This is a genomic window from Mesorhizobium sp. WSM4808 (genome assembly GCF_055811675.1).
In genome coordinates this window covers 1-18,664 of sequence record NZ_JBVVQX010000015.1, presented here as the reverse complement: position 1 = coordinate 18,664, position 18,664 = coordinate 1, and the positions used below count along the sequence as shown (strand labels likewise).

General features: G+C 62.5%; 21 protein-coding genes and 1 pseudogene. 10 read left to right on the top strand and 12 right to left on the bottom strand.

Annotated features, from left to right (window positions below; translation table 11 throughout):
- Nucleotides 1-161: 161 nt before the first annotated feature.
- The 3 genes and pseudogenes from AC0L2U_RS24665 to AC0L2U_RS24655 all read right to left on the bottom strand — a co-directional run.
- Nucleotides 162-605, bottom strand: a pseudogene (locus AC0L2U_RS24665) (HPr kinase/phosphorylase); the annotation flags it as partial.
- Nucleotides 606-678: 73 nt separating this feature from the next.
- On the bottom strand, nucleotides 679-2,463 hold the full coding sequence (locus tag AC0L2U_RS24660; protein WP_127808272.1) for a sensor histidine kinase: 1,785 nt from the start codon (nucleotides 2,461-2,463) through the stop codon (nucleotides 679-681).
- A gap of 142 nt (nucleotides 2,464-2,605) precedes the next feature.
- The gene (locus tag AC0L2U_RS24655) at nucleotides 2,606-3,307 is read right to left on the bottom strand and encodes a response regulator transcription factor (RefSeq protein ID WP_013528337.1); all 702 of its coding nucleotides are present in this window, start codon (nucleotides 3,305-3,307) and stop codon (nucleotides 2,606-2,608) included.
- Between the two features lie 343 nt (nucleotides 3,308-3,650).
- Here AC0L2U_RS24655 and AC0L2U_RS24650 point away from each other — a divergent pair, with 343 nt between their 5' ends.
- From AC0L2U_RS24650 to AC0L2U_RS24635, 4 genes are all read left to right on the top strand, one after another.
- Nucleotides 3,651-5,261, top strand: coding sequence for a phosphoenolpyruvate carboxykinase (locus tag AC0L2U_RS24650; protein WP_128288424.1), 1,611 nt, complete (start codon nucleotides 3,651-3,653; stop codon nucleotides 5,259-5,261).
- Between the two features lie 83 nt (nucleotides 5,262-5,344).
- Nucleotides 5,345-5,782, top strand: coding sequence for an alternative ribosome rescue aminoacyl-tRNA hydrolase ArfB (gene arfB / locus AC0L2U_RS24645; RefSeq protein ID WP_023810634.1), 438 nt, complete (start codon nucleotides 5,345-5,347; stop codon nucleotides 5,780-5,782).
- 88 nt (nucleotides 5,783-5,870) lie between these two features.
- Nucleotides 5,871-6,344, top strand: a complete 474-nt coding sequence (lysM, locus tag AC0L2U_RS24640) for a peptidoglycan-binding protein LysM (RefSeq protein WP_027039967.1) — start codon at nucleotides 5,871-5,873, stop codon at nucleotides 6,342-6,344.
- A gap of 102 nt (nucleotides 6,345-6,446) precedes the next feature.
- Complete coding sequence (locus AC0L2U_RS24635) at nucleotides 6,447-7,076, top strand: alpha-ketoglutarate-dependent dioxygenase AlkB family protein (protein ID WP_292696780.1); 630 nt, start codon at nucleotides 6,447-6,449, stop codon at nucleotides 7,074-7,076.
- Here the strand turns inward: AC0L2U_RS24635 and coaA are convergent.
- The 9 genes from coaA to hisB form a co-directional block, all read right to left on the bottom strand.
- Nucleotides 7,063-8,022, bottom strand: a complete 960-nt coding sequence (gene coaA, locus AC0L2U_RS24630; protein WP_027039969.1) for a type I pantothenate kinase — start codon at nucleotides 8,020-8,022, stop codon at nucleotides 7,063-7,065. The genes AC0L2U_RS24635 and coaA overlap by 14 nt on opposite strands.
- A gap of 24 nt (nucleotides 8,023-8,046) precedes the next feature.
- Entirely contained in the window at nucleotides 8,047-8,370 is a 324-nt protein-coding gene (locus tag AC0L2U_RS24625) for a phosphoribosyl-ATP diphosphatase (RefSeq protein ID WP_473602773.1), read from the bottom strand.
- A gap of 70 nt (nucleotides 8,371-8,440) precedes the next feature.
- Entirely contained in the window at nucleotides 8,441-9,235 is a 795-nt protein-coding gene (hisF, locus tag AC0L2U_RS24620; protein WP_164895761.1) for an imidazole glycerol phosphate synthase subunit HisF, read from the bottom strand.
- A complete protein-coding gene (locus tag AC0L2U_RS24615; RefSeq protein ID WP_292635635.1) occupies nucleotides 9,232-10,068 on the bottom strand; it encodes an arginase family protein in 837 nt (278 codons plus the stop codon). The genes hisF and AC0L2U_RS24615 overlap by 4 nt, the downstream gene beginning before the upstream one ends.
- On the bottom strand, nucleotides 10,065-10,808 hold the full coding sequence (hisA, locus tag AC0L2U_RS24610) for a 1-(5-phosphoribosyl)-5-[(5-phosphoribosylamino)methylideneamino]imidazole-4-carboxamide isomerase (RefSeq protein WP_127380293.1): 744 nt from the start codon (nucleotides 10,806-10,808) through the stop codon (nucleotides 10,065-10,067). Before hisA ends, AC0L2U_RS24615 begins: the two co-directional genes overlap by 4 nt.
- Nucleotides 10,809-10,812: 4 nt before the next feature.
- On the bottom strand, nucleotides 10,813-11,103 hold the full coding sequence (locus tag AC0L2U_RS24605; protein ID WP_127289536.1) for a DUF1330 domain-containing protein: 291 nt from the start codon (nucleotides 11,101-11,103) through the stop codon (nucleotides 10,813-10,815).
- A 6-nt stretch (nucleotides 11,104-11,109) separates the two neighbouring features.
- Nucleotides 11,110-11,760, bottom strand: a complete 651-nt coding sequence (hisH, locus tag AC0L2U_RS24600; RefSeq protein WP_292696777.1) for an imidazole glycerol phosphate synthase subunit HisH — start codon at nucleotides 11,758-11,760, stop codon at nucleotides 11,110-11,112.
- A 1-nt stretch (nucleotide 11,761) separates the two neighbouring features.
- Nucleotides 11,762-12,238 carry a DUF2628 domain-containing protein gene (locus tag AC0L2U_RS24595; protein ID WP_292702893.1) on the bottom strand — a complete coding sequence of 159 codons (477 nt, stop codon included), beginning with the start codon at nucleotides 12,236-12,238 and terminating at the stop codon, nucleotides 11,762-11,764.
- A gap of 4 nt (nucleotides 12,239-12,242) precedes the next feature.
- A complete protein-coding gene (gene hisB / locus AC0L2U_RS24590) occupies nucleotides 12,243-12,842 on the bottom strand; it encodes an imidazoleglycerol-phosphate dehydratase HisB (protein WP_127266875.1) in 600 nt (199 codons plus the stop codon).
- 228 nt (nucleotides 12,843-13,070) lie between these two features.
- Here hisB and hslV point away from each other — a divergent pair, with 228 nt between their 5' ends.
- From hslV to AC0L2U_RS24560, 6 genes are all read left to right on the top strand, one after another.
- Nucleotides 13,071-13,622 (top strand): ATP-dependent protease subunit HslV, encoded by a 552-nt coding sequence (hslV, locus tag AC0L2U_RS24585; protein ID WP_127320227.1) that lies wholly within the window; start codon nucleotides 13,071-13,073, stop codon nucleotides 13,620-13,622.
- Between the two features lie 71 nt (nucleotides 13,623-13,693).
- Nucleotides 13,694-14,206: a GNAT family N-acetyltransferase gene (locus AC0L2U_RS24580; protein ID WP_292696775.1), complete on the top strand. Its 513-nt coding sequence runs from the start codon at nucleotides 13,694-13,696 to the stop codon at nucleotides 14,204-14,206.
- Nucleotides 14,203-15,363, top strand: a complete 1,161-nt coding sequence (locus AC0L2U_RS24575; RefSeq protein ID WP_292635629.1) for a hypothetical protein — start codon at nucleotides 14,203-14,205, stop codon at nucleotides 15,361-15,363. Before AC0L2U_RS24580 ends, AC0L2U_RS24575 begins: the two co-directional genes overlap by 4 nt.
- Nucleotides 15,364-15,415: 52 nt before the next feature.
- Nucleotides 15,416-16,015 carry a DUF2585 domain-containing protein gene (locus AC0L2U_RS24570; RefSeq protein WP_473602772.1) on the top strand — a complete coding sequence of 200 codons (600 nt, stop codon included), beginning with the start codon at nucleotides 15,416-15,418 and terminating at the stop codon, nucleotides 16,013-16,015.
- Between the two features lie 4 nt (nucleotides 16,016-16,019).
- Entirely contained in the window at nucleotides 16,020-17,333 is a 1,314-nt protein-coding gene (gene hslU, locus AC0L2U_RS24565) for an ATP-dependent protease ATPase subunit HslU (protein ID WP_127266872.1), read from the top strand.
- Nucleotides 17,334-17,564: 231 nt separating this feature from the next.
- Entirely contained in the window at nucleotides 17,565-18,524 is a 960-nt protein-coding gene (locus AC0L2U_RS24560; protein WP_128306797.1) for a DUF1402 family protein, read from the top strand.
- Nucleotides 18,525-18,664: the final 140 nt, after the last annotated feature.

Genomic DNA, 18,664 nt, shown 5'->3' with positions numbered 1-18,664 from the left:
CCGTCATCGCCGCTTCACAGGCGCATTTTATGCTCGCCAGCCAATCCAGGCGGCGGGAGCGCTATCTTGTCGACGCACGGCCCGTTGACAAGCCCAAAATTGCGCAGGCACATGCCATTTTGACGCATTGCAGCAAAAAACCCGGAACGGATCATAGACAAAGGCGCGATCGACAGCCGCGCCATCACGACCGGCAAGGCGGCAGCGACGTTGCGTTCGACCGCATCGATGCGCGGCACCCGACAGCCGGCGATGCTGGTGTCGGCATCCTCCTGAAAGCGTGCCGTTTCACCGGCCGGCGTCAGGCGGACATGCAAGTCGACAATGGCGGCGGGCTCGAACGGCACCGCTCGCGGCCCGAGCCCAGGCACCTCGACGAGGCCTTCTATGGTGGCGGGAGCGCGGCAGAGAAGCCGCCCGGCATGCGCCTCGACAAAGAGCTGATCGTCACCGACGAGCCGCGAGAACAGGCCGCGCTGGCGACAATGATCGAGGAGGGCCAGCGCCAGCGTCGTCTTGCCCGAACCGGAGGCTCCGGTGACGAGAATGCCGCGCTCGCCGATCAAAACCATTGTCGCGTGAATGTTTTCAGGCTGCACGATCATGCCTTTAAATGAAGCATGAACTCTGGACGAACGAAACCGTTCGTCCGAGAAAACCGATTCCCATTTTTCGGGATCATGCTTCGGCCGGCAACGTGACCACGAAACGCGCGCCCTTGATCTCGCCGGGTTTGGTGCCGGGGATGTTCTCGGCGGTCAGCGTGCCGCCATGGGCTTCGACGATCTGCCTGGATATCGACAGGCCAAGGCCCGAATTCTGGCCGAATGCCTCGCCGGCCGGCCGGTCCGTGTAGAAGCGCTCGAAGATGCGGTCGATGTTGTCGGCCCGGATGCCGGGGCCATTGTCATCGATGGTGACGATGTTGAACTTGCCGGCACGCGCCAGCGACAGGCTGATGTGGCCATGATCCTCGGGAACGAAGGAACGGGCGTTCTCGATCAAATTGGTGATGACCTGGCCGATGCGCAGATCATGCCCGACGACGACGTAGCCTTTGACGCCCTGCGGCAGTTTGGCGGCCTTGAACTCGATCTCGACCGCCTTCTTGTTACGCGTCGCTTCGCGCGAAACGGCGACCAGATCGGTGATGAATTTCTTCAGGTCAACCGTCCCCGCATCTTCACGCGCGAGTTCCGCGTCCAGGCGCGATGCGTCGGAAATATCGGTGATGAGCCGGTCCAGCCGCCTGACATCGTGCTGGATGATATCCATCAGCCGGCCGCGCGAATCGTCGTTCTTGGCCAGCGGCAAGGTTTCCACCGCGCTGCGCAGCGACGTCAGCGGGTTCTTCAGTTCGTGCGAGACATCGGCCGCGAAGCTTTCGATCGCCTCGATGCGGGCGTAGAGCGCGTTGGTCATGTCGCGTATGGCGATCGACAGATTGCCGATCTCGTCCTGACGGTCGGAAAAATCGGGAATTTCCTCACGGCTCTTGACGCCGCGCCGCACCCGCACCGCCGCCGCCGACAGCCGGCGCAGCGGATTGGCGATGGTGGAGGCAAGCAGCATCGACAGGATGGCGGTGACAAGCGCCGCGATACCGAAGACGCGCAGGATCGCCTTGCGCTCGGCAGCGACGATCTTGTCGATGTCGCCGCCTTCGGTCGACAGCATCAGCACGCCCAGAACAGCACGAAAGCGCTGGATCGGCACCGCCACCGAAACGATCTGCTCGCCCTGCTCGCTGACGCGCACGATGGTCGACGGGCTGCCGGTGAGAGCCTTGACCACTTCCGGGAAAGCGGCGCCATTGCCGCCCGGCTGCTCGTGATAGACCGGCAGCTCGGTGTTGCGGAAGAAGTCGAAGACGAATTTCTGGATGCGCTCGACCAGATCGGGCTCTTCCTCCTCGACCGGCGGCAGGTCGTAGCGCAGGATCTGGCCACGCGAATAGAGGTGGCGTGAATCGAGCAGCAGATTGGCGTCGCGGTCATAGATGCGGGCGCGGGTCCTGGTCGGCGAGATCAGCCTTCGCAGCACCGGGGCGACGCGCTCCGGGTTGATCGGGAAGTCGAGATTGTCGAGCTGGTCGGAGCCCGGCCCCAGGCTTTCGCCGGCCTGCAGTTCAAGCAGCTTTTCCGGGTCGATGCTGATCGAATCCGTCTCGACCGTCGCCGACGCGGCGATCGCACCGGCGATGATCTCGCCCTGGGTCATCAGGCTTTCGACGCGGGCGTCGATCAGCCCGTCTCGGAAGGTGTTGAGATAGAGGATGCCGGTCACCAGGACGGCGAGGCCGGCAAGGTTGAGGAACAGGATACGCCGCGTCAGGCTGGAAAAGATATGATGGCCAAGGAAGCGGCGCATCGGCACCGTGATCTTCGAGACGAAGGACGGCATGATCCGCGACGGCCGCCTGGAGGCGCCCGCCGGTCTTGTTCGCTGTGCTTCCACTGCCATCGAATAGCAGCTCCCGCCTAGTCCTTGGCCTGATGCATGTCGTTGTCCCAAAACCGGGACCACTTTTGGGCGACATGGATTACCTTGCTTTGATGCATGTCGGCATCCCAAAACCGGGACCACTTTTGAGCGACATGCATCATTACGCTTCGCGGAACCGGTATCCGACTCCGTAAAGGGTTTCGATCATCTCGAAGTCGTCGTCGACGGCCTTGAACTTCTTGCGCAGCCGCTTGATGTGGCTGTCGATGGTGCGATCGTCGACATAGACCTGTTCATCATAGGCCGAATCCATCAGCGCATCACGGCTTTTTACGACACCGGGACGCTGCGCCAGCGAATGCAGGATCAGGAACTCGGTGACGGTGAGCGTCACCGGCTCGCCTTTCCAGGTGCAGGTGTGGCGCTCCTGGTCCATGACGAGCTGGCCGCGCTCGAGCGAGCGGGCCTGCTGGCTTGGCGTCTTGGCGGCAGCCTCGCGGGCACTGGCGCGGCGCAGCACGGCGCGCACCCGCTCGACCAGCAGGCGCTGCGAGAAGGGTTTGCGGATGAAATCGTCGGCGCCCATCTTGAGGCCGAACAATTCATCGATCTCGTCGTCCTTGGAGGTCAGGAAGATCACCGGCAGGTCTGACTTCTGGCGCATCCGGCGCAGCAGTTCCATGCCGTCCATGCGCGGCATCTTGATGTCGAGGATGGCAAGGTTCGGCGGGCGTGCCGCCAGGCCTTCCAGCGCCGACGCACCATCCGTGTAGGTCTCGACGCGATACCCCTCGGATTCCAGGGCGATCGACACCGATGTCAGAATGTTGCGGTCGTCATCGACAAGCGCGATTGTTGCCATTTCAAGCGGCTCCCTCATGAGCTGTCCCTTCTGTCGTAGAGAAGGGGCTTTTGCAGGACAAATTAGGTACAAAATGTGGCATAGGCCTTGTCCGCTGTCACGCGCGGCATGCCGGCGGCCACAATCCTACCTCGACATGGATTGGACGAACGTACATCGCCAATCCTTTGGGCAACCGCGAAACTTTTTGCACATATAAACGATTTAAACAACTTTCAAAATATTTAAATCGATTAATGATTTGATATCATTTGCCTTTTCTGGTTCTGACCATCTCAGCCCGCGTAGTGGGCGTGCTGGAAACGTGCCGGCAAAGATGCGGCAAATCCAAGAGGGACACTCGATGTCGGAAGTCGGCAAACGCAATTCCGCCTGCGCGATCGATCATATCGGCCTGAAAACCACCGGCGTGGTGCGCTATAATTTCGGTGCGGCTGCCCTTTATGAGGAATCGATCCGGCGCGGCGAGGCCCGCTTGACCGCCCATGGCGCGCTGGTCGCCGAGACCGGACAGCACACCGGCCGCTCGCCCAAGGACAAGTTCGTCGTCCGCGATGGCGCCACCGAACCACATGTCTGGTGGGACAACAACAAGGCGATCTCGCCGGCCCAGTTCGACACGCTGCTCGCCGATTTCCAGGCGCATGCCGCGGACAAGGATCTATACGTCCAGGATCTGGTCGGCGGCGCCGATGCGGAGTCGAGGCTGCCGACCAGGGTGATCACCGAATTTGCCTGGCACTCGCTGTTCATCCGCAATCTGCTGATCCGTCCGGATGCCGCCGAACTCGAACAGTTCGTGCCTGAGATGACGATCATCGACCTGCCGTCCTTCCGCGCCGATCCCCTTCGTCACGGCAGCCGCACCGAAACGGTGATCGCCGTCGATCTTTCGCGCAAGATCGTGCTGATCGGCGGCACCTCCTATGCCGGCGAGATGAAGAAGTCGGTGTTCACCATGCTCAACTATCTGCTGCCGGCGAAAGGCGTGATGCCGATGCATTGCTCGGCCAATGAGGGTGCGGCCGGCGACGCCGCCATCTTCTTCGGCCTGTCGGGCACCGGCAAGACGACGCTCTCGGCCGATCCCTCGCGCACGCTGATCGGCGACGACGAGCATGGCTGGGGGCCGCACGGCATCTTCAATTTCGAAGGCGGCTGCTACGCCAAGACGATCAAGCTGTCGGCGGAAGCCGAGCCGGAAATCTTCGCCACCACGCAGCGCTTCGGCACGGTGCTGGAAAATGTCGTGCTCGACGCTGATGGCGTGCCGGATTTCAACGACGGAAGACTGACCGAGAACACACGCTGCGCCTACCCGCTGGACTTCATCCCCAATGCCAGCAAGACCGGCCGCGCCAACCATCCCAACAACATCATCATGCTGACCGCCGATGCGTTCGGCGTGATGCCGCCGATCGCGCGGCTGACCCCGGCGCAGGCGATGTATCATTTCCTGTCCGGCTACACCGCCAAGGTGGCCGGAACCGAAAAGGGCGTGACCGAGCCCGAAGCGACGTTTTCGACCTGTTTCGGTGCCCCATTCATGCCGCGCCACCCTTCCGAATACGGCAATCTGCTGCGCGAGCTGATTGCCCGCCACGGCGCCGATTGCTGGCTGGTCAACACCGGCTGGACCGGCGGCGCCTACGGCACCGGCAAGCGCATGCCGATCAAAGCGACGCGCGCCTTGCTTGCCGCCGCGCTCGACGGCTCGCTCAAGACGGCCGAGTTCCGCACCGACCCTCATTTCGGTTTCGAGGTACCGGTGGCGGTTCGAGGCGTCGACAGCGCCATTCTCGACCCGCGCTCCACCTGGGCCGACAAGGCCGGCTATGACCGGCAGGCGGCAAGGCTGGTCGGCATGTTCGCCGTCAATTTTGAGAAATTCGAAAGCCATGTCGATGCCGTGGTGCTGGGCGCCGCGCCGCGCATGCAGGAAGCCGCGGAGTAATCGCGCCACAGGTTCAGCTTTCGTTGAAAGGCCCGGTTCGATCGGGCCTTTTCTTTTTCGATCCGCCGCGCCATGACTGCGGCATGGCGAGCGACGACAACATCATCATATCAGGCGATGCGGTGATCCATCCGGGCGACCTGCACGAGGATTTCATCCGCTCGTCCGGTCCCGGCGGCCAGAACGTCAACAAGGTGGCGACGGCGGTGCAACTGCGCTTCGACGCGGCCAACGCAACGGGTCTGTCGGAGCGCGTGCGCGAGCGGACGATCAAGCTTGCCGGCCAGCGTGCCACCAAGGACGGCGTCATCGTCATCGAAGCGGGCCGCTTCCGCACCCAGGAACAGAACCGGGCGGATGCGCGGGCACGGCTGACGGCATTGGTCGCCAAGGCCGCCGAACCGCCACCGCCGCCGCGCAAGAAGACACGGCCGTCGAAGGGTGCCGTGGAACGGCGGCTGAAGAGCAAGGCCGGGCGCGGCACGATCAAGAAGCTGCGCGGCCGGGTGGAGAACGATTAAGCACCACACCAATCACGCGCAAAACGACTTCCCATTTTGGACCGCAGATGCAAAGTTCAACCATTGCCATTAGCAAGGGAGACCAAGGATGGGCATGTTCGATTTCGTCAAGAGCGTCGGCAAGAAACTGGGCATCGGCGGTGACGACGAAGCCGCACCCACGGCCGACACACTCAAGAAGGAGCTCGATTCGCACAAGCTCGGCACCGATGGCGTCGAGGTCGTCGTCACGGGCGATACGGCGGTGCTGAAGGGCGTGGTCAAGGACCAGTCGATCTTCGAGAAGGCGGTCATCGCCGTCGGCAACACGCTCGGCGTCTCCAAAGTGCAGGCCGACGAATTGCAGGTCGCGCCAGCACCTGGCACGGCCGCCGCCCCCGCCAAGGAGCCCACCTTCTACACCGTGAAGAAGGGCGACAATCTCTGGAAGATCGCCGAGAAAAGCTACGGCAAGGGCCAAGGCGTCAAGAACACGGTCATATTCGAGGCCAACAAGCCGATGCTGACCCATCCCGACAAGATCTATCCGGGCCAGGTGCTGCGCATTCCCGACCTCGCCTGATCGGCGGCTGCCAATTCGACAAGAGCGGCGGCTTTCGGGTCGCCGTTTTCATTTGATCGTGACATTTTACGGTTCCGAACCATCCAAGAGGTAATCGAATCCGTGCTCGTCCTGCCCAAAGGCGTCCGCCACATGCCGGCCTACCTGTCGCGCAGCGCGCAGGAAGAGCTGGTCGACCAGGTGAGACGGATCGTGCAGCAGGCGCCGCTGTTCGTGCCGGCCATGCCGCGCACCGGCAAGGAGATGAGCGTGCGTATGACCAATTGCGGGCCGCTCGGCTGGGTCACCGACAAGGAGCACGGCTATCGTTACCAGCCGGCGCATCCGGTAACCGGGGCGCCTTGGCCGCCAATTCCGGATGCGCTGCGCGACCTGTGGCGTGAGGTCTCGGGCTATCCGCACCCGCCGGAAGCATGCCTCATCAATTTCTACACCCCGGACGCAAAAATGGGCCTGCATCAGGACCGCGACGAGACCGATTTTTCGGCGCCGGTCGTCTCCGTCTCGCTCGGCGACGACTGCCTGTTCCGGGTTGGCCAGACTACGCGTGATGGCGCCACCAAGTCGTTCAGGCTGCAAAGCGGTGACGTCGTGGTGCTCGGCGGCGAGGGGCGGCTGTGCTTTCACGGCGTCGATCGGATCTATCCCTCGACCTCGGCGCTGCTGAAAAACGGCGGGCGGATCAATCTGACGCTGCGGCGGGTGACGGAGCCGGCCGTCACAGCTTCCTGAGCGCCACTTCCTCGATCAGGTGATCGGCGCCCTTGCGCAGGATCAAGTCGGCGCGGGCCCGCGTCGGCAGGATGTTCTCGCGCAGATTCTTCAAATTGATGTTGGTCCACAGGCCTTCCGCGATGGCGCGCGCCGAACCCTCCGACAGCTGCGAGTAGCGGTGAAAGAAGGAGTCCGGGTTGCGGAAAGCGGTTTCACGCAGCCGCATGAAGCGGGAAATGTACCAGTTGTGGATCAGCTTCTCGTCGGCATCGATGTAGATGGCGAAGTCGAAGAAGTCCGACAGGAAAGGCACGATCTTGCCGTCCTGGGGCAGCTTGCCGGGCTGCAGGACATTGATGCCTTCGAAGATCAATATGTCGGGCCGGTCGATGGTGACGAACTCGCCGGGAATGACGTCATAGGTCAGGTGCGAATAGACCGGCGCGCGGACATCGGGCAGCGCCGACTTGATGCCCGACAGGAAGCGCAGCAGCGCGCCTACATCGTAGCTGTCGGGGAAACCCTTGCGCTCCATCAGGTTCTCGCGGCGCAGGACCTCGTTGGGCAGCAGGAAGCCGTCGGTGGTGATGAGATCGACCTTGGGGCTCGACGGCCAGCGCGCCAGCAGTTCCTTCAGCACGCGTGCGGTGGTCGATTTGCCGACGGCGACCGAACCGGCAATGCCGATGATGAACGGTGTCTTGACCACGTCGACCGCGTTGAAAAAGGCCTGGCGTTGCCGAAACAGCAGCTGGCTCGCTTCGACATGCGCCGACAACAGCCGCGACAGCGACAGATAGATGCGCGTGACCTCTTCGAGATCGACCGGATCGTTGAGCGAGCGCAGGCGGCGGAATTCGTCCGCGCTCAGCGTCAGCGGCGTGTCGGCGCGGAATTGCGACCATTGATCGGCGGAGAAGAAACGAAAGGGGGAATATTTCTCGGTCGGCGCGAGCTGATCCATCGAGATACCTGCCCTTCCTCGCGGTCAGCCCTTGGGCCGTGACGCCTTCTCGGCGATGCCCGAACGCCGGGTGCGGCCTTCGAGTTCCCTGAGCACGTCGCTCAGCGAAACTTCCGAGAGGCCGAGAACGACGAGCCAATGATACATAAGATCGGCACTTTCCGAAACGAGGGCCTGTTTGTCGCCCTTGACGGCGGCAATCACCGTCTCGACGGCCTCCTCGCCGAGCTTCTGCGCCGCCTTGTCAATGCCGCGCGCGAACAATTTTGCCGTCCATGAATCCGGATCTCCGGAATGGGCGCGTTCCCCAATGATTTTTTCCAGATCGGAAAGCGAAAACTCGGTCATGGCGTCATCTATCTGCTTGTTTAAGCATGATCTTTTCCGAAAACCGGTTCCCACTTTTCGGGATCATGCTTTAGGGCCGATTATTCACAGAGTCCAGCCGCATCGGCAGCCCCGCGGCGGCCATATGCGCCTTGGCCTGCGCTATCGTGTAGGTGCCGAAATGGAAAATGGACGCGGCCAGCACCGCGCCGGCATGGCCGTCGCGAATGCCTTCGACCATGTGGTCGAGCGTGCCGACGCCGCCGGAGGCGATCACCGGCGCACGCACGGCGTCTGATATCGCGCGGGTCAGCGCGATGTCGTAGCCGGCCTTGGTGCCGTCCCGATCCATCGAGGTCAGCAGGATCTCGCCGGCGCCGCGATCGACCATTTTCCGGGCGAACTCGACCGCATCGATGCCGGTCTTTTCGCGGCCGCCATGGGTGAATATCTCCCAGCGGTCGGCCTCATTGGTGCCCGACACTTTCTTGGCGTCGATGGCGACGACGATGCACTGGTTGCCGAACTTGTCGGCGGCCTCCGCAACGAAATCCGGGTTCTTCACCGCGGCCGTGTTGATCGACACCTTGTCGGCGCCGGCCAAAAGCAGCTTCCTGATATCGGCGACCTGGCGCACGCCGCCGCCAACGGTCAGCGGCATGAAACATTGTTCGGCGGTGCGTGCGATGACGTCGAAGATGGTCTCTCGATTGTCCGACGAAGCCGTGATGTCGAGGAAGCAAAGCTCGTCGGCGCCGGCCGCGTCATAGGCCTTGGCCGCCTCGACCGGATCGCCGGCGTCGACGAGATCGACGAAGTTGACGCCCTTGACGACACGGCCGCTCTTGACGTCGAGACAGGGGATGACACGGGCTTTCAGCATCAGCGGCCCTCTATCGTGGCGATGAGATCGTTCAGCAACTGGCCGACCAGCGGCGGAACATCGGCCTGGGCGTCGAAGGCCGGGTCGTAGGCGGAGACGGTGATGCCGACGACCGGCACCGCAAGCGCCATGGCGCAAGTGGCATCGCGCAGCTGTTCCGGGCTCGGCCCGCCCGAAGTGATATAGCGGTTGGCCTGCAGCTCCCGGGGATCGTGCACGTCCATATCGAGATGCATGTGCACGCGTCTGGCGCCGGCGACCATCAGTCTTTCGGCCGCCTGGGCCACCCCGGAGCATTCCGTCCGCACGATCGGCAATGTCTCGAGAAGCTGTTTTTCCGCCGGATCGAGATCGCGCGCGTTGACGAGCACGCAGCGTGACGGATCGACCGGCTTGAAGCCCGGAATGGCCGACGCCATCGGCCGCCAGCACAGGCCAAGCACCGTCGCCAGCGCCATGCCATCGAGAAAGCCATATGTGGATGTCTCAGGCGTGTTGAGATCGCCATGCTGGTCGGCCCAGATGATCGCATCGGCGTCCTCGCCAGCGACCGCGCCGGCGCTGGTCAGGCAGTTTCCGGCAAGGACGATGGGAAACCGACCGGCGTCACGGGCAAGACGAACCTCGCTCGCAACCGCGTTGCAGACGGCAAAGCCGGTGGCGATTTCGCGCTCCTGGGTATCTCCAACCTTGCCGATATCCTCGACCATCACATCGTGGCCGGCCATCGTCAGGGCGTCGACGAGCCCGCCAGAGACCAGCGCGTCCGGACCCTGGCCCATGCCGCCATGGTAATGGCCGCTGTCATAGGACGCCAGGATAATGGAGATTTTCACGTCCGCGTCTCCGCCCTGCCCTGCAGGATCGCCAGGGCCTCGGCCGGATCGATGCGGCCATCATAGAGCGCGCGGCCGGAGATCGCGCCTTCGAGCTTTTGCGCATCGGGCATGGTCATGCGCACGATGTCGGCGATCGAGGCGAGGCCGCCCGACGCGATGACCGGGATCGACACGGCATCGGCGAGGTCGATGGTGGCGTCCCAGTTGATGCCGGTCAAAACGCCGTCGCGGTCGATGTCGGTGTAGATGATGGCAGCGACGCCGGCGCCCTCGAACTTCCTCGCCAGTTCGATGACGCCGAGGCTCGACGCCTCGGCCCAGCCCTCGACGGCGACCTTGCCGCCCTTGGCGTCGATGCCGACGGCGACCTTGCCCGGAAACGCCTTGCAGGCCTGTTTGACAAGGTCCGGGTCACGCACCGCCACCGTGCCGAGGATGACGCGGGCCAGCCCGCGATCGAGCCAATCCTCGATCTGCGCCAGCGTGCGGATGCCGCCGCCGAGCTGCACCGGGTTCTTCGTTGCCTTGAGGATGGCACCGACCGCCGCACTGTTGACGCTCTGGCCCTGGAAGGCGCCGTTGAGGTCGACGACATGCAGCCATTCGAAGCCCTGTTGCTCGAAGGCCCGCGCCTGCGCGGCAGGATCATCATTGTAGATGGTCGCGGTCGCCATGTCGCCATGCCTGAGGCGCACGCACTGGCCGTCCTTGAGATCTATCGCCGGGAAAAGGATCATCCGTTCAGGCGCCTTCCACAATGGCGAAATGGGACGTCGAATAGAGGCGTCTGAATTTCAGCGCCGCCTGGTATTCGGGCGAATGGAAGCAGGCGAGTGCGACCGCATAGCTCTCGAACTCGATGATGACATGGCGATTGCCCGATGGCCCTTCCGGGCTCGACGACTGACCGCCGCGGGTCAGGAACTTTGCGCCATATTTGTCGAAAGCCGCTTTGTTGGCGGCAATGTATAGCGGATAGTTTTCCGGATCGGTCACCTCGACCATCGCCATCCAGTAGCCCTTCTTGCTCATCGGTTTTCAGGGCCTCCAACGCAGGAAATTGGTGATCAGCGCCAGGCCGAGCGCCTGGCTCTTTTCCGGGTGGAACTGCGTGCCGACGAGATTGTCGCGGGCGACAGCCGCCGTCACCGGGCCGCCATAGTCGGCAACCGCCAGAACCTCGTCCGCCTTGCGCGCATCGAGATGATAGGAATGCACGAAATAGGCGTGCAGCCCGGCCGCGCCAGTCGGAATGCCGGCAAACAGCGGATGCTGGCGCTTGAGCTCGATCGTGTTCCAGCCGATCTGCGGGATCTTCAGCGCCGGATCGGAAGGCATGATCTCCTTCACGTCGCCCGATATCCAGCCGAAGCCCTCGGTAATTGTCTTTTCGAGGCCGCGCTGCGACATCAGTTGCATGCCGACGCAGATGCCCAGGAAAGGCCGGCCCTTGACGATCGCAACCTCGTCGACGGCTTCCCACATGCCTTCGACGGCCTGCAGGCCGGCCGCGCAGTCGGCATAGGCGCCGACGCCGGGCAGGACGATGCGATCGGCCGTGCGCACCCGCTCGGCATCTGCGGTCAGGTCGATATCAGCCGATATGCCGGCTTCGCGCGCGGCGCGCTCGAAAGCCTTGGTGGCCGAGCGCAAATTGCCCGAGCCGTAGTCGATGATCGCAACCCGCATGTCAGCTTCTTCCCGGAATGTGGGTCAGCCCCAGCGCCATGCCCGGCTGCGCTGGCCGCGCCAGGGCAGCATCGGGGACCATGCGCGGCGCCGGCACAACCTCATCGGCAAGCGCTTCCGCTTCCAGCGCATAGCGTGTGTCGGCATCGTCGAGCCAACCGGCTTCGACCGCGCCCCATTCGTGCCAACCGCGCCGGCGAAGTGCCGCGATGCGCAGGCCTTGCCCTTCCAGTCCGACATAGACCGAAACCAACAGCGACAGCAGCGAGCCGGCCAGACCAAGGCCGAGCTTCTGGCCCAGCATCGAAAGCAGGCCCATGACGACGAAGGCAAGCGCTGCCTCGATCCACAGCCGATGCCAGGCGAACCATAGCGGCGGCACCAGGAGGCCCAGCCAGGTGAAGCCATCGCGGACAAAGGCCGTGGCATCGGCCTTCTCGCTGCGGCCTGGCGGTTCCATCACGACATAGGTGGCCATTGCCTTATCCCTTCAACGATCCCTTGGTGGAGGGAACCGCATCCGGCTGGCGCGGATCGCGCTCGAGAGCCGCGCGCAGCGCGCGCGCCACCGCCTTGAAGCAGGTCTCGGCGATGTGATGGTTGTTGGCGCCATAATGATTGGTGACATGCAGCGTGATGCCGGCATTCTGCGCCAAAGCCTGGAAGAATTCGCGCACCAGCTCGGTGTCGAAGGTGCCGATCTTCGGCGACGAGAAGGAAACGTTCCAGACCAGGAACGGACGGCCGGACACGTCGATCGCGGCGCGCGTCAGCGTCTCGTCCATGGCAAGGTCGATCGAGGCATAGCGCATGATGCCGCGCCGCTCGCCCAGTGCCTTGGCCAGTGCCTGGCCAAGCGCGATGCCGGTGTCCTCGACGGTGTGATGATCGTCGATATGCAGGTCGCCCTTGGCCCTGACCGTCATGTCGATCAGGGAATGGCGCGCCAGTTGGTCCAGCATATGGTCAAAGAAGCCGACGCCCGTCGAAATGTCCGATTTTCCGGTGCCGTCGACATGGACCGAGACGGCAATCTCGGTTTCCTTGGTCTTGCGGCTGACTTCGGCGGCGCGGGGCGGCATCACTCTATCCTTGTCCCAGAGGTTCACATCGTGACCAGCTCAGAGGTTCAAGCGCTCGCAGGCTTGAAAACGAAAGCCTTCTAGCAGCATGATCCGGCGATTGCCAGTTGCGAACCCGGCCGCTATCCAGCGGTTTGCAATCATCGGTCCCATGCATACATATGGCCGATCAAGTCACTCGTACCGCGCCGATCGCCTTATCGGGATGGCGCTGCTCGGAGCCAGGAAATGTCCGATAATCTGACCATGCACGCCACGACCATCGTGACGGTGCGCAAGGGCAACAAGGTGGTGATCGCCGGCGACGGCCAGGTCAGCCTTGGCCAGACCATCATGAAAGGCAACGCCAAGAAGGTGCGCCGCATCGGCAAGGGCGGCAATGTCATCGCCGGTTTCGCCGGCGCCACCGCCGACGCCTTCACGCTGCTGGAGCGACTCGAGGCCAAGCTCGAACAATATCCAGACCAGCTGACGCGCGCCTGCGTCGAGCTCGCCAAGGACTGGCGCACCGACCGCTATCTGCGTCGGCTCGAGGCGATGATGCTGGTGGCCGACAAGTCGGTATCGCTGGCGCTGACCGGCACCGGCGACGTGCTCGAACCCGAATTCGGCGTCATGGCCATCGGTTCGGGCGGCAACTACGCGCTGGCCGCGGCGCGCGCGCTGATGGACAGCGACAAGGATGCCGAGGAGATCGCCCGCAAGGCGATGCAGATCGCATCCGACATCTGCGTCTACACCAACAACAATTTCGTCGTCGAAACGCTCGATGTCGGCTGAGAAAGCCGGCCATGACCCCGAAAAGTGGAAACCGGTTTTCTCAGACGAACGGTTCCGTTCGTCCAGAGATCATGGCCGAACAAGAAAATAGCTACGATTTTCGGCCGGTGACGGAAAAAGACCTGCCGATGATCGCCGGCTGGCTCGCCGAGCCGCATGTTGCAGAGTGGTGGGACGATCCGGAGACGGAAATCGCCGGCATTCGCGAGCACATCGACTCGATTTCGGTCGAGCCGCTGATCGTCGAGCTCGACGGCAAGCCGATCGCCTATCTGCAGAGCTACGACCCGCATCTGGAAGACGACCATCCCTATGCCGACCAGCCGTTCGGCACGCTCGGCATCGACGTGTCGATCGGCGTGCCGGAGCTGCTCGGGCGCGGCCATGGCTCGGCAATCGTGCGCCAGTTCGTCGAACAGCTTTTCGAGGAAGGTGTTCCGCGCGTCATCATCGATCCGGATCCCGCCAATGTCAGGGCGATCCGTGCCTATGAAAAGGCGGGCTTTGTTGCGTTTGACACCAGAACGTCGGAGTACGGGCCGGCCTTGATGATGGCGCGCAACGCGACGCAGGAGCCCAATTGATCAGCGCCGAAACCCTCGACAAGGCAGTCGCGAAAGGTCTGATCTCGCAGACCCTGCGAGATCAGTTGGAGGACATGGAACGCGCGGTCGCTCTCGCCCCCGAGGCCAGGCGCGCCGATGACGAGGGTGACGAGGAAAACCTGCGGCTGGTCGGCGGCGGCAACGATCTGTTTGTCACTGTCGGAACCGTTCTGCTCAGCGCCGGCTTCTTCTTTGTCCTGACCACCTTGCTTCCAGGCCAGACATTCTGGATCGCAGGCATCCTCGCGGTTTTCGCCTGGGGGCTCGCCGAAATCGTCACGCGTCAGCACCGGATGAAATTATCGTCGTCCGTGCTTGCCCTGATTTTCATGGCCGCCATTCTGGCCGCTCTGGCGCTACAGGTGGAGGCCAGCTTCAGCATACGCAAGCCGGAGACTATCTGGCAGCTATTGGCGTTGCGCCAGACGGCGTCCCAGGCCGGATATCTGTTCCTGGGCGGAGGAATAATCGCGGCGGCGATCTATTTCTGGCGTTTTCGCGTCCCCATCATTGCCGGGGCTATCGCCATCGCTTTTACACTGCTTGCTTTCCTGCAAACGGCGATAATCCTGTATGACAGCGTGACAGCGGGTGCGATTGCGCCACCGCGTATGGAGGATGTTCCCGAATTGCTCCGCGCGGCACTTTACATGCCGCTGATCTGCGGCCTGATCGTGTTCGCAACGGGTGTAGCTTTTGACATTTACGATAGGGATCGACGCAAGATCTGGTCCGATTGCGCTTTCTGGCTGCATGTCGTCTCGGCGCCCATGCTGGTGCATCCGCTCTTCATTATGGCAACCGGCCAGAACGTCGTATTCGGACATATCGCGCCGGATACCAATGCAACCCTCATGCTGGCGATTCTGATCCTTGGCTTCCTCTATGTCGCGCTTGCCATCGACCGCCGTTCGCTTCTGGTTCCGACATTGGCTTACTTCGGCTCGCTGGGCATCTATTATCTGGTGAATTCCGCCTCCGATTCGACGGGCATCCCGCCTTTTGCCTTGATCCTGGTCGTTGTTGGCGCGCTGATCATTCTGTTCGGGGCTGGCTGGCAGCGTATCCGGCGAATTGTGGTCAAACCCACCTTGCCGGCTGCCGTGATCCGCCGGCTACCGCCGCTGAAGGCGTGACAAGGCTTTGTGATGATCGAGACGGCGACGCGAAACGAGGGGGAATGAACCGATGACGACACCGGCCGCGGAGAACAGCTATTCGGCCTATGAAGACAGCTGGCGAATGGGGCTTCTGCTGGTGCTTGCCCTGGTCATCCTCCAGGCCGGGGCGCTCTACGGCATGGGGCGAGCGCCGATCTGCACCTGCGGCTACGTCAAGCTCTGGCATGGCGTCGTGCAGAGTTCGGAGAATTCCCAGCACATTTCGGACTGGTATACGTTCTCGCACATCATCCACGGCTTTCTGTTCTATGCGCTGGCAAGATTCCTGTTCCCGCGTTCGCCGATCGGCTTGAGGCTGGCGTTCGCCGTCTTCATCGAAGGCGGCTGGGAGCTGCTCGAAAACAGCCCATTCATCATCGAGCGCTACCGCGCCGGCACCATCTCGCTCGACTATTACGGCGACAGCATCATCAATTCGGTGTCCGACACACTGGCCATGATGCTGGGATTTGTGATGGCGCGAAGGCTACCTATATGGGTGATCGTCAGCCTTGCCATCATCTTCGAACTCGGTACCGGCTATCTCATCCGGGACAATCTGATACTCAACGTGATCATGCTGCTGCATCCGTTCGAGGCCATCAAGCAGTGGCAAAGTGGAATCTAGTGATATGAGCACATTTTCTCCCCGCGAAATCGTTTCGGAACTCGACCGTTTCATCATCGGCCAGAAGGACGCCAAGCGCGCCGTGGCCATTGCCTTGCGCAACCGCTGGCGCCGCCAGCAGCTGGAAGGCCAGATGCGCGAAGAGGTGATGCCGAAGAACATCCTGATGATCGGGCCGACCGGCGTCGGCAAGACCGAGATCTCGCGCCGCCTGGCGCGTCTTGCCGGTGCGCCTTTCGTCAAGGTCGAGGCGACCAAGTTCACCGAGGTCGGCTATGTCGGCCGTGACGTCGAGCAAATCATCCGCGATCTGGTCGAGATCGCCATCGGGCTGGTGCGCGAGAAGATGCGCGAGGACGTCAAGGCGCGCGCCCACGTCAACGCCGAGGAACGCGTGCTGGAAGCGCTGGTCGGCAAGACGGCGAGCCCGGCCACCCGCGATAGTTTCCGCAAGAAGCTGCGCGACGGCGAGCTCGACGACAAGGAGATCGAGGTCGAGGTTGCCGACACCGGCAGCGGCGGCATGCCCGGTTTCGAGATCCCCGGCATGCCGGGCGCCAATATCGGCGTGCTGAACATCAACGACATGCTGTCGAAGGCGATGGGCGGCAAGAAGACCAAGATGCGCAAGACGACGGTGAAGGAGTCCTACGATCTGCTGGTCAACGACGAATCCGACAAGCTGCTCGACCAGGACGAAGTGGTGCGGCGGGCGCTCGATGCGACGGAGAATGACGGCATCGTCTTCCTCGACGAGATCGACAAGATCGCGTCACGCGAAGGCGGCATGGGCGCCGGCGTTTCCCGCGAAGGCGTGCAGCGCGACCTGCTGCCGCTGATCGAGGGCACCACGGTGGCGACCAAATACGGACCGCTGAAGACCGACCACATCCTGTTCATCGCCTCCGGCGCCTTCCACGTCTCCAAGCCGTCCGACCTTTTGCCGGAGCTGCAGGGCCGCCTGCCGATCCGCGTCGAATTGCGGGCGCTGGAGAAGGACGATTTCGTCCGCATCCTGACCGAGACCGAGGCGAGCCTGATCAAGCAGTATATCGCTCTGATGAAGACCGAGGGCGTCGAGCTGACCTTCACCGACGACGCTATCGACTCGCTGGCCGGCATCGCCGTCGATCTCAACGCCAGCGTCGAGAACATCGGCGCAAGGCGGCTGCAGACGGTGATGGAGCGGGTGCTGGACGAAATCTCCTACGATGCGCCCGACCGCAACGGCACATCAGTCACCATCGATGCCGCCTATGTGGAGAAGCATGTCGGCGACCTGTCCAGGAATACCGACCTGTCGCGGTTCATCCTTTAAACGACGGCGCCGGAACGTTCCGGCGCCGGTCCAGGCAACATTTTCCGGCAAGCAAAATCATGTGTGGCCAGATGGTACCATCTGGCCACCTTTCGTAGTGCCGGGTGAAGGGCGCTCTCGACTCGACCAAGAGCTTTACCTAGTTTGCGCGGCAATTCTCGATCTCTTGGTTTGACGGAATTCCGGGAAACCGTTTCACACTTTTCCTGGAATTGCTTGGGCGGCGGGTGCATGAAAAAACTGATCCTGGTCATTCTCGGCTTGACGCTGGCGGCGACGCTGTTCGCCGCCGAGGCAGCGACATTGGTGCCGCCGGGAAATCGCAATGCCGTGCAGCCCGACATTCCGGGTGCCTCCAGCCGGCGCACGCAGGCGACCAACACCAGCTTCCAGGCGAAGTACCGCAAGGTCTACGCCCTGCTGCAGAACGACGCCGGTCTGCGCGGCAAGATCAAGAAGGCAGCAGCCACCTACGGCATCGATCCCCTGCACATCGTCGGCGCCATCGTCGGCGAGCACACCTACAATGTCGATGCCTATGACCGACTGCAGACCTACTATGTCAAGGCAATCTCCTATCTCTCCAGCAAGCTTTCCTTCGCCTATGACGGCGAGGACATCACCGATTTCGTGCAGCGGCCGGAGTTCAAGAAATGCGCCGGGATGTCCGACAGCTACGACCTGTGGGAATGCCGCGAACAGGTGTGGAACCGTTCGTTTCGCGGCAAGAGCGTCGGCGGGACCAGCTTTCCCGACGACCGTTTCGGCGCCACCTTCTTCCAGCCTTACTATGCCGGCCAGACCTTCGGCCTCGGCCAGCTCAATCCGCTGACCGCCCTGCAGATGAGCGATCTCGTGCACAAGGTTTCCGGCCTGCCGAAGCTCGACGTCGGCGATCCCAATTCGGTCTACAAGACCATCATGGATCCCGACCTGACGCTGCCCTACGTCGCCGCGACGATCCGGAAATCGATCGATGCCTATAAAAGCATTGCCGGCTTCGACATTTCGGGCAATCCGGGGGTCACGGCCACGCTCTACAATGTCGGCAATCCGGAGCAGCGCGCCGACGCGCTGAAGGCGGAGAACGACAGGCGCCGCGCCGCCGGCGAGCCGGAAAAGCTGCCGGAAGAGAATTACTATGGCTGGCTGGTGAATGACAAATTGGCGGAGCTGAAGGCGCTGTTTTAGGCTGGGGTTCAGGCGCGCTGACGTTAATTTGCCGACGCCTGCGCCGCCCCTCATTGCCCTGCCGTGTCCAGCCGATAGATGGGTAACAGTTTGAACCGGATAGATAGGTAACAGTTTTCCCCCTTATGATGGGTTCGCGG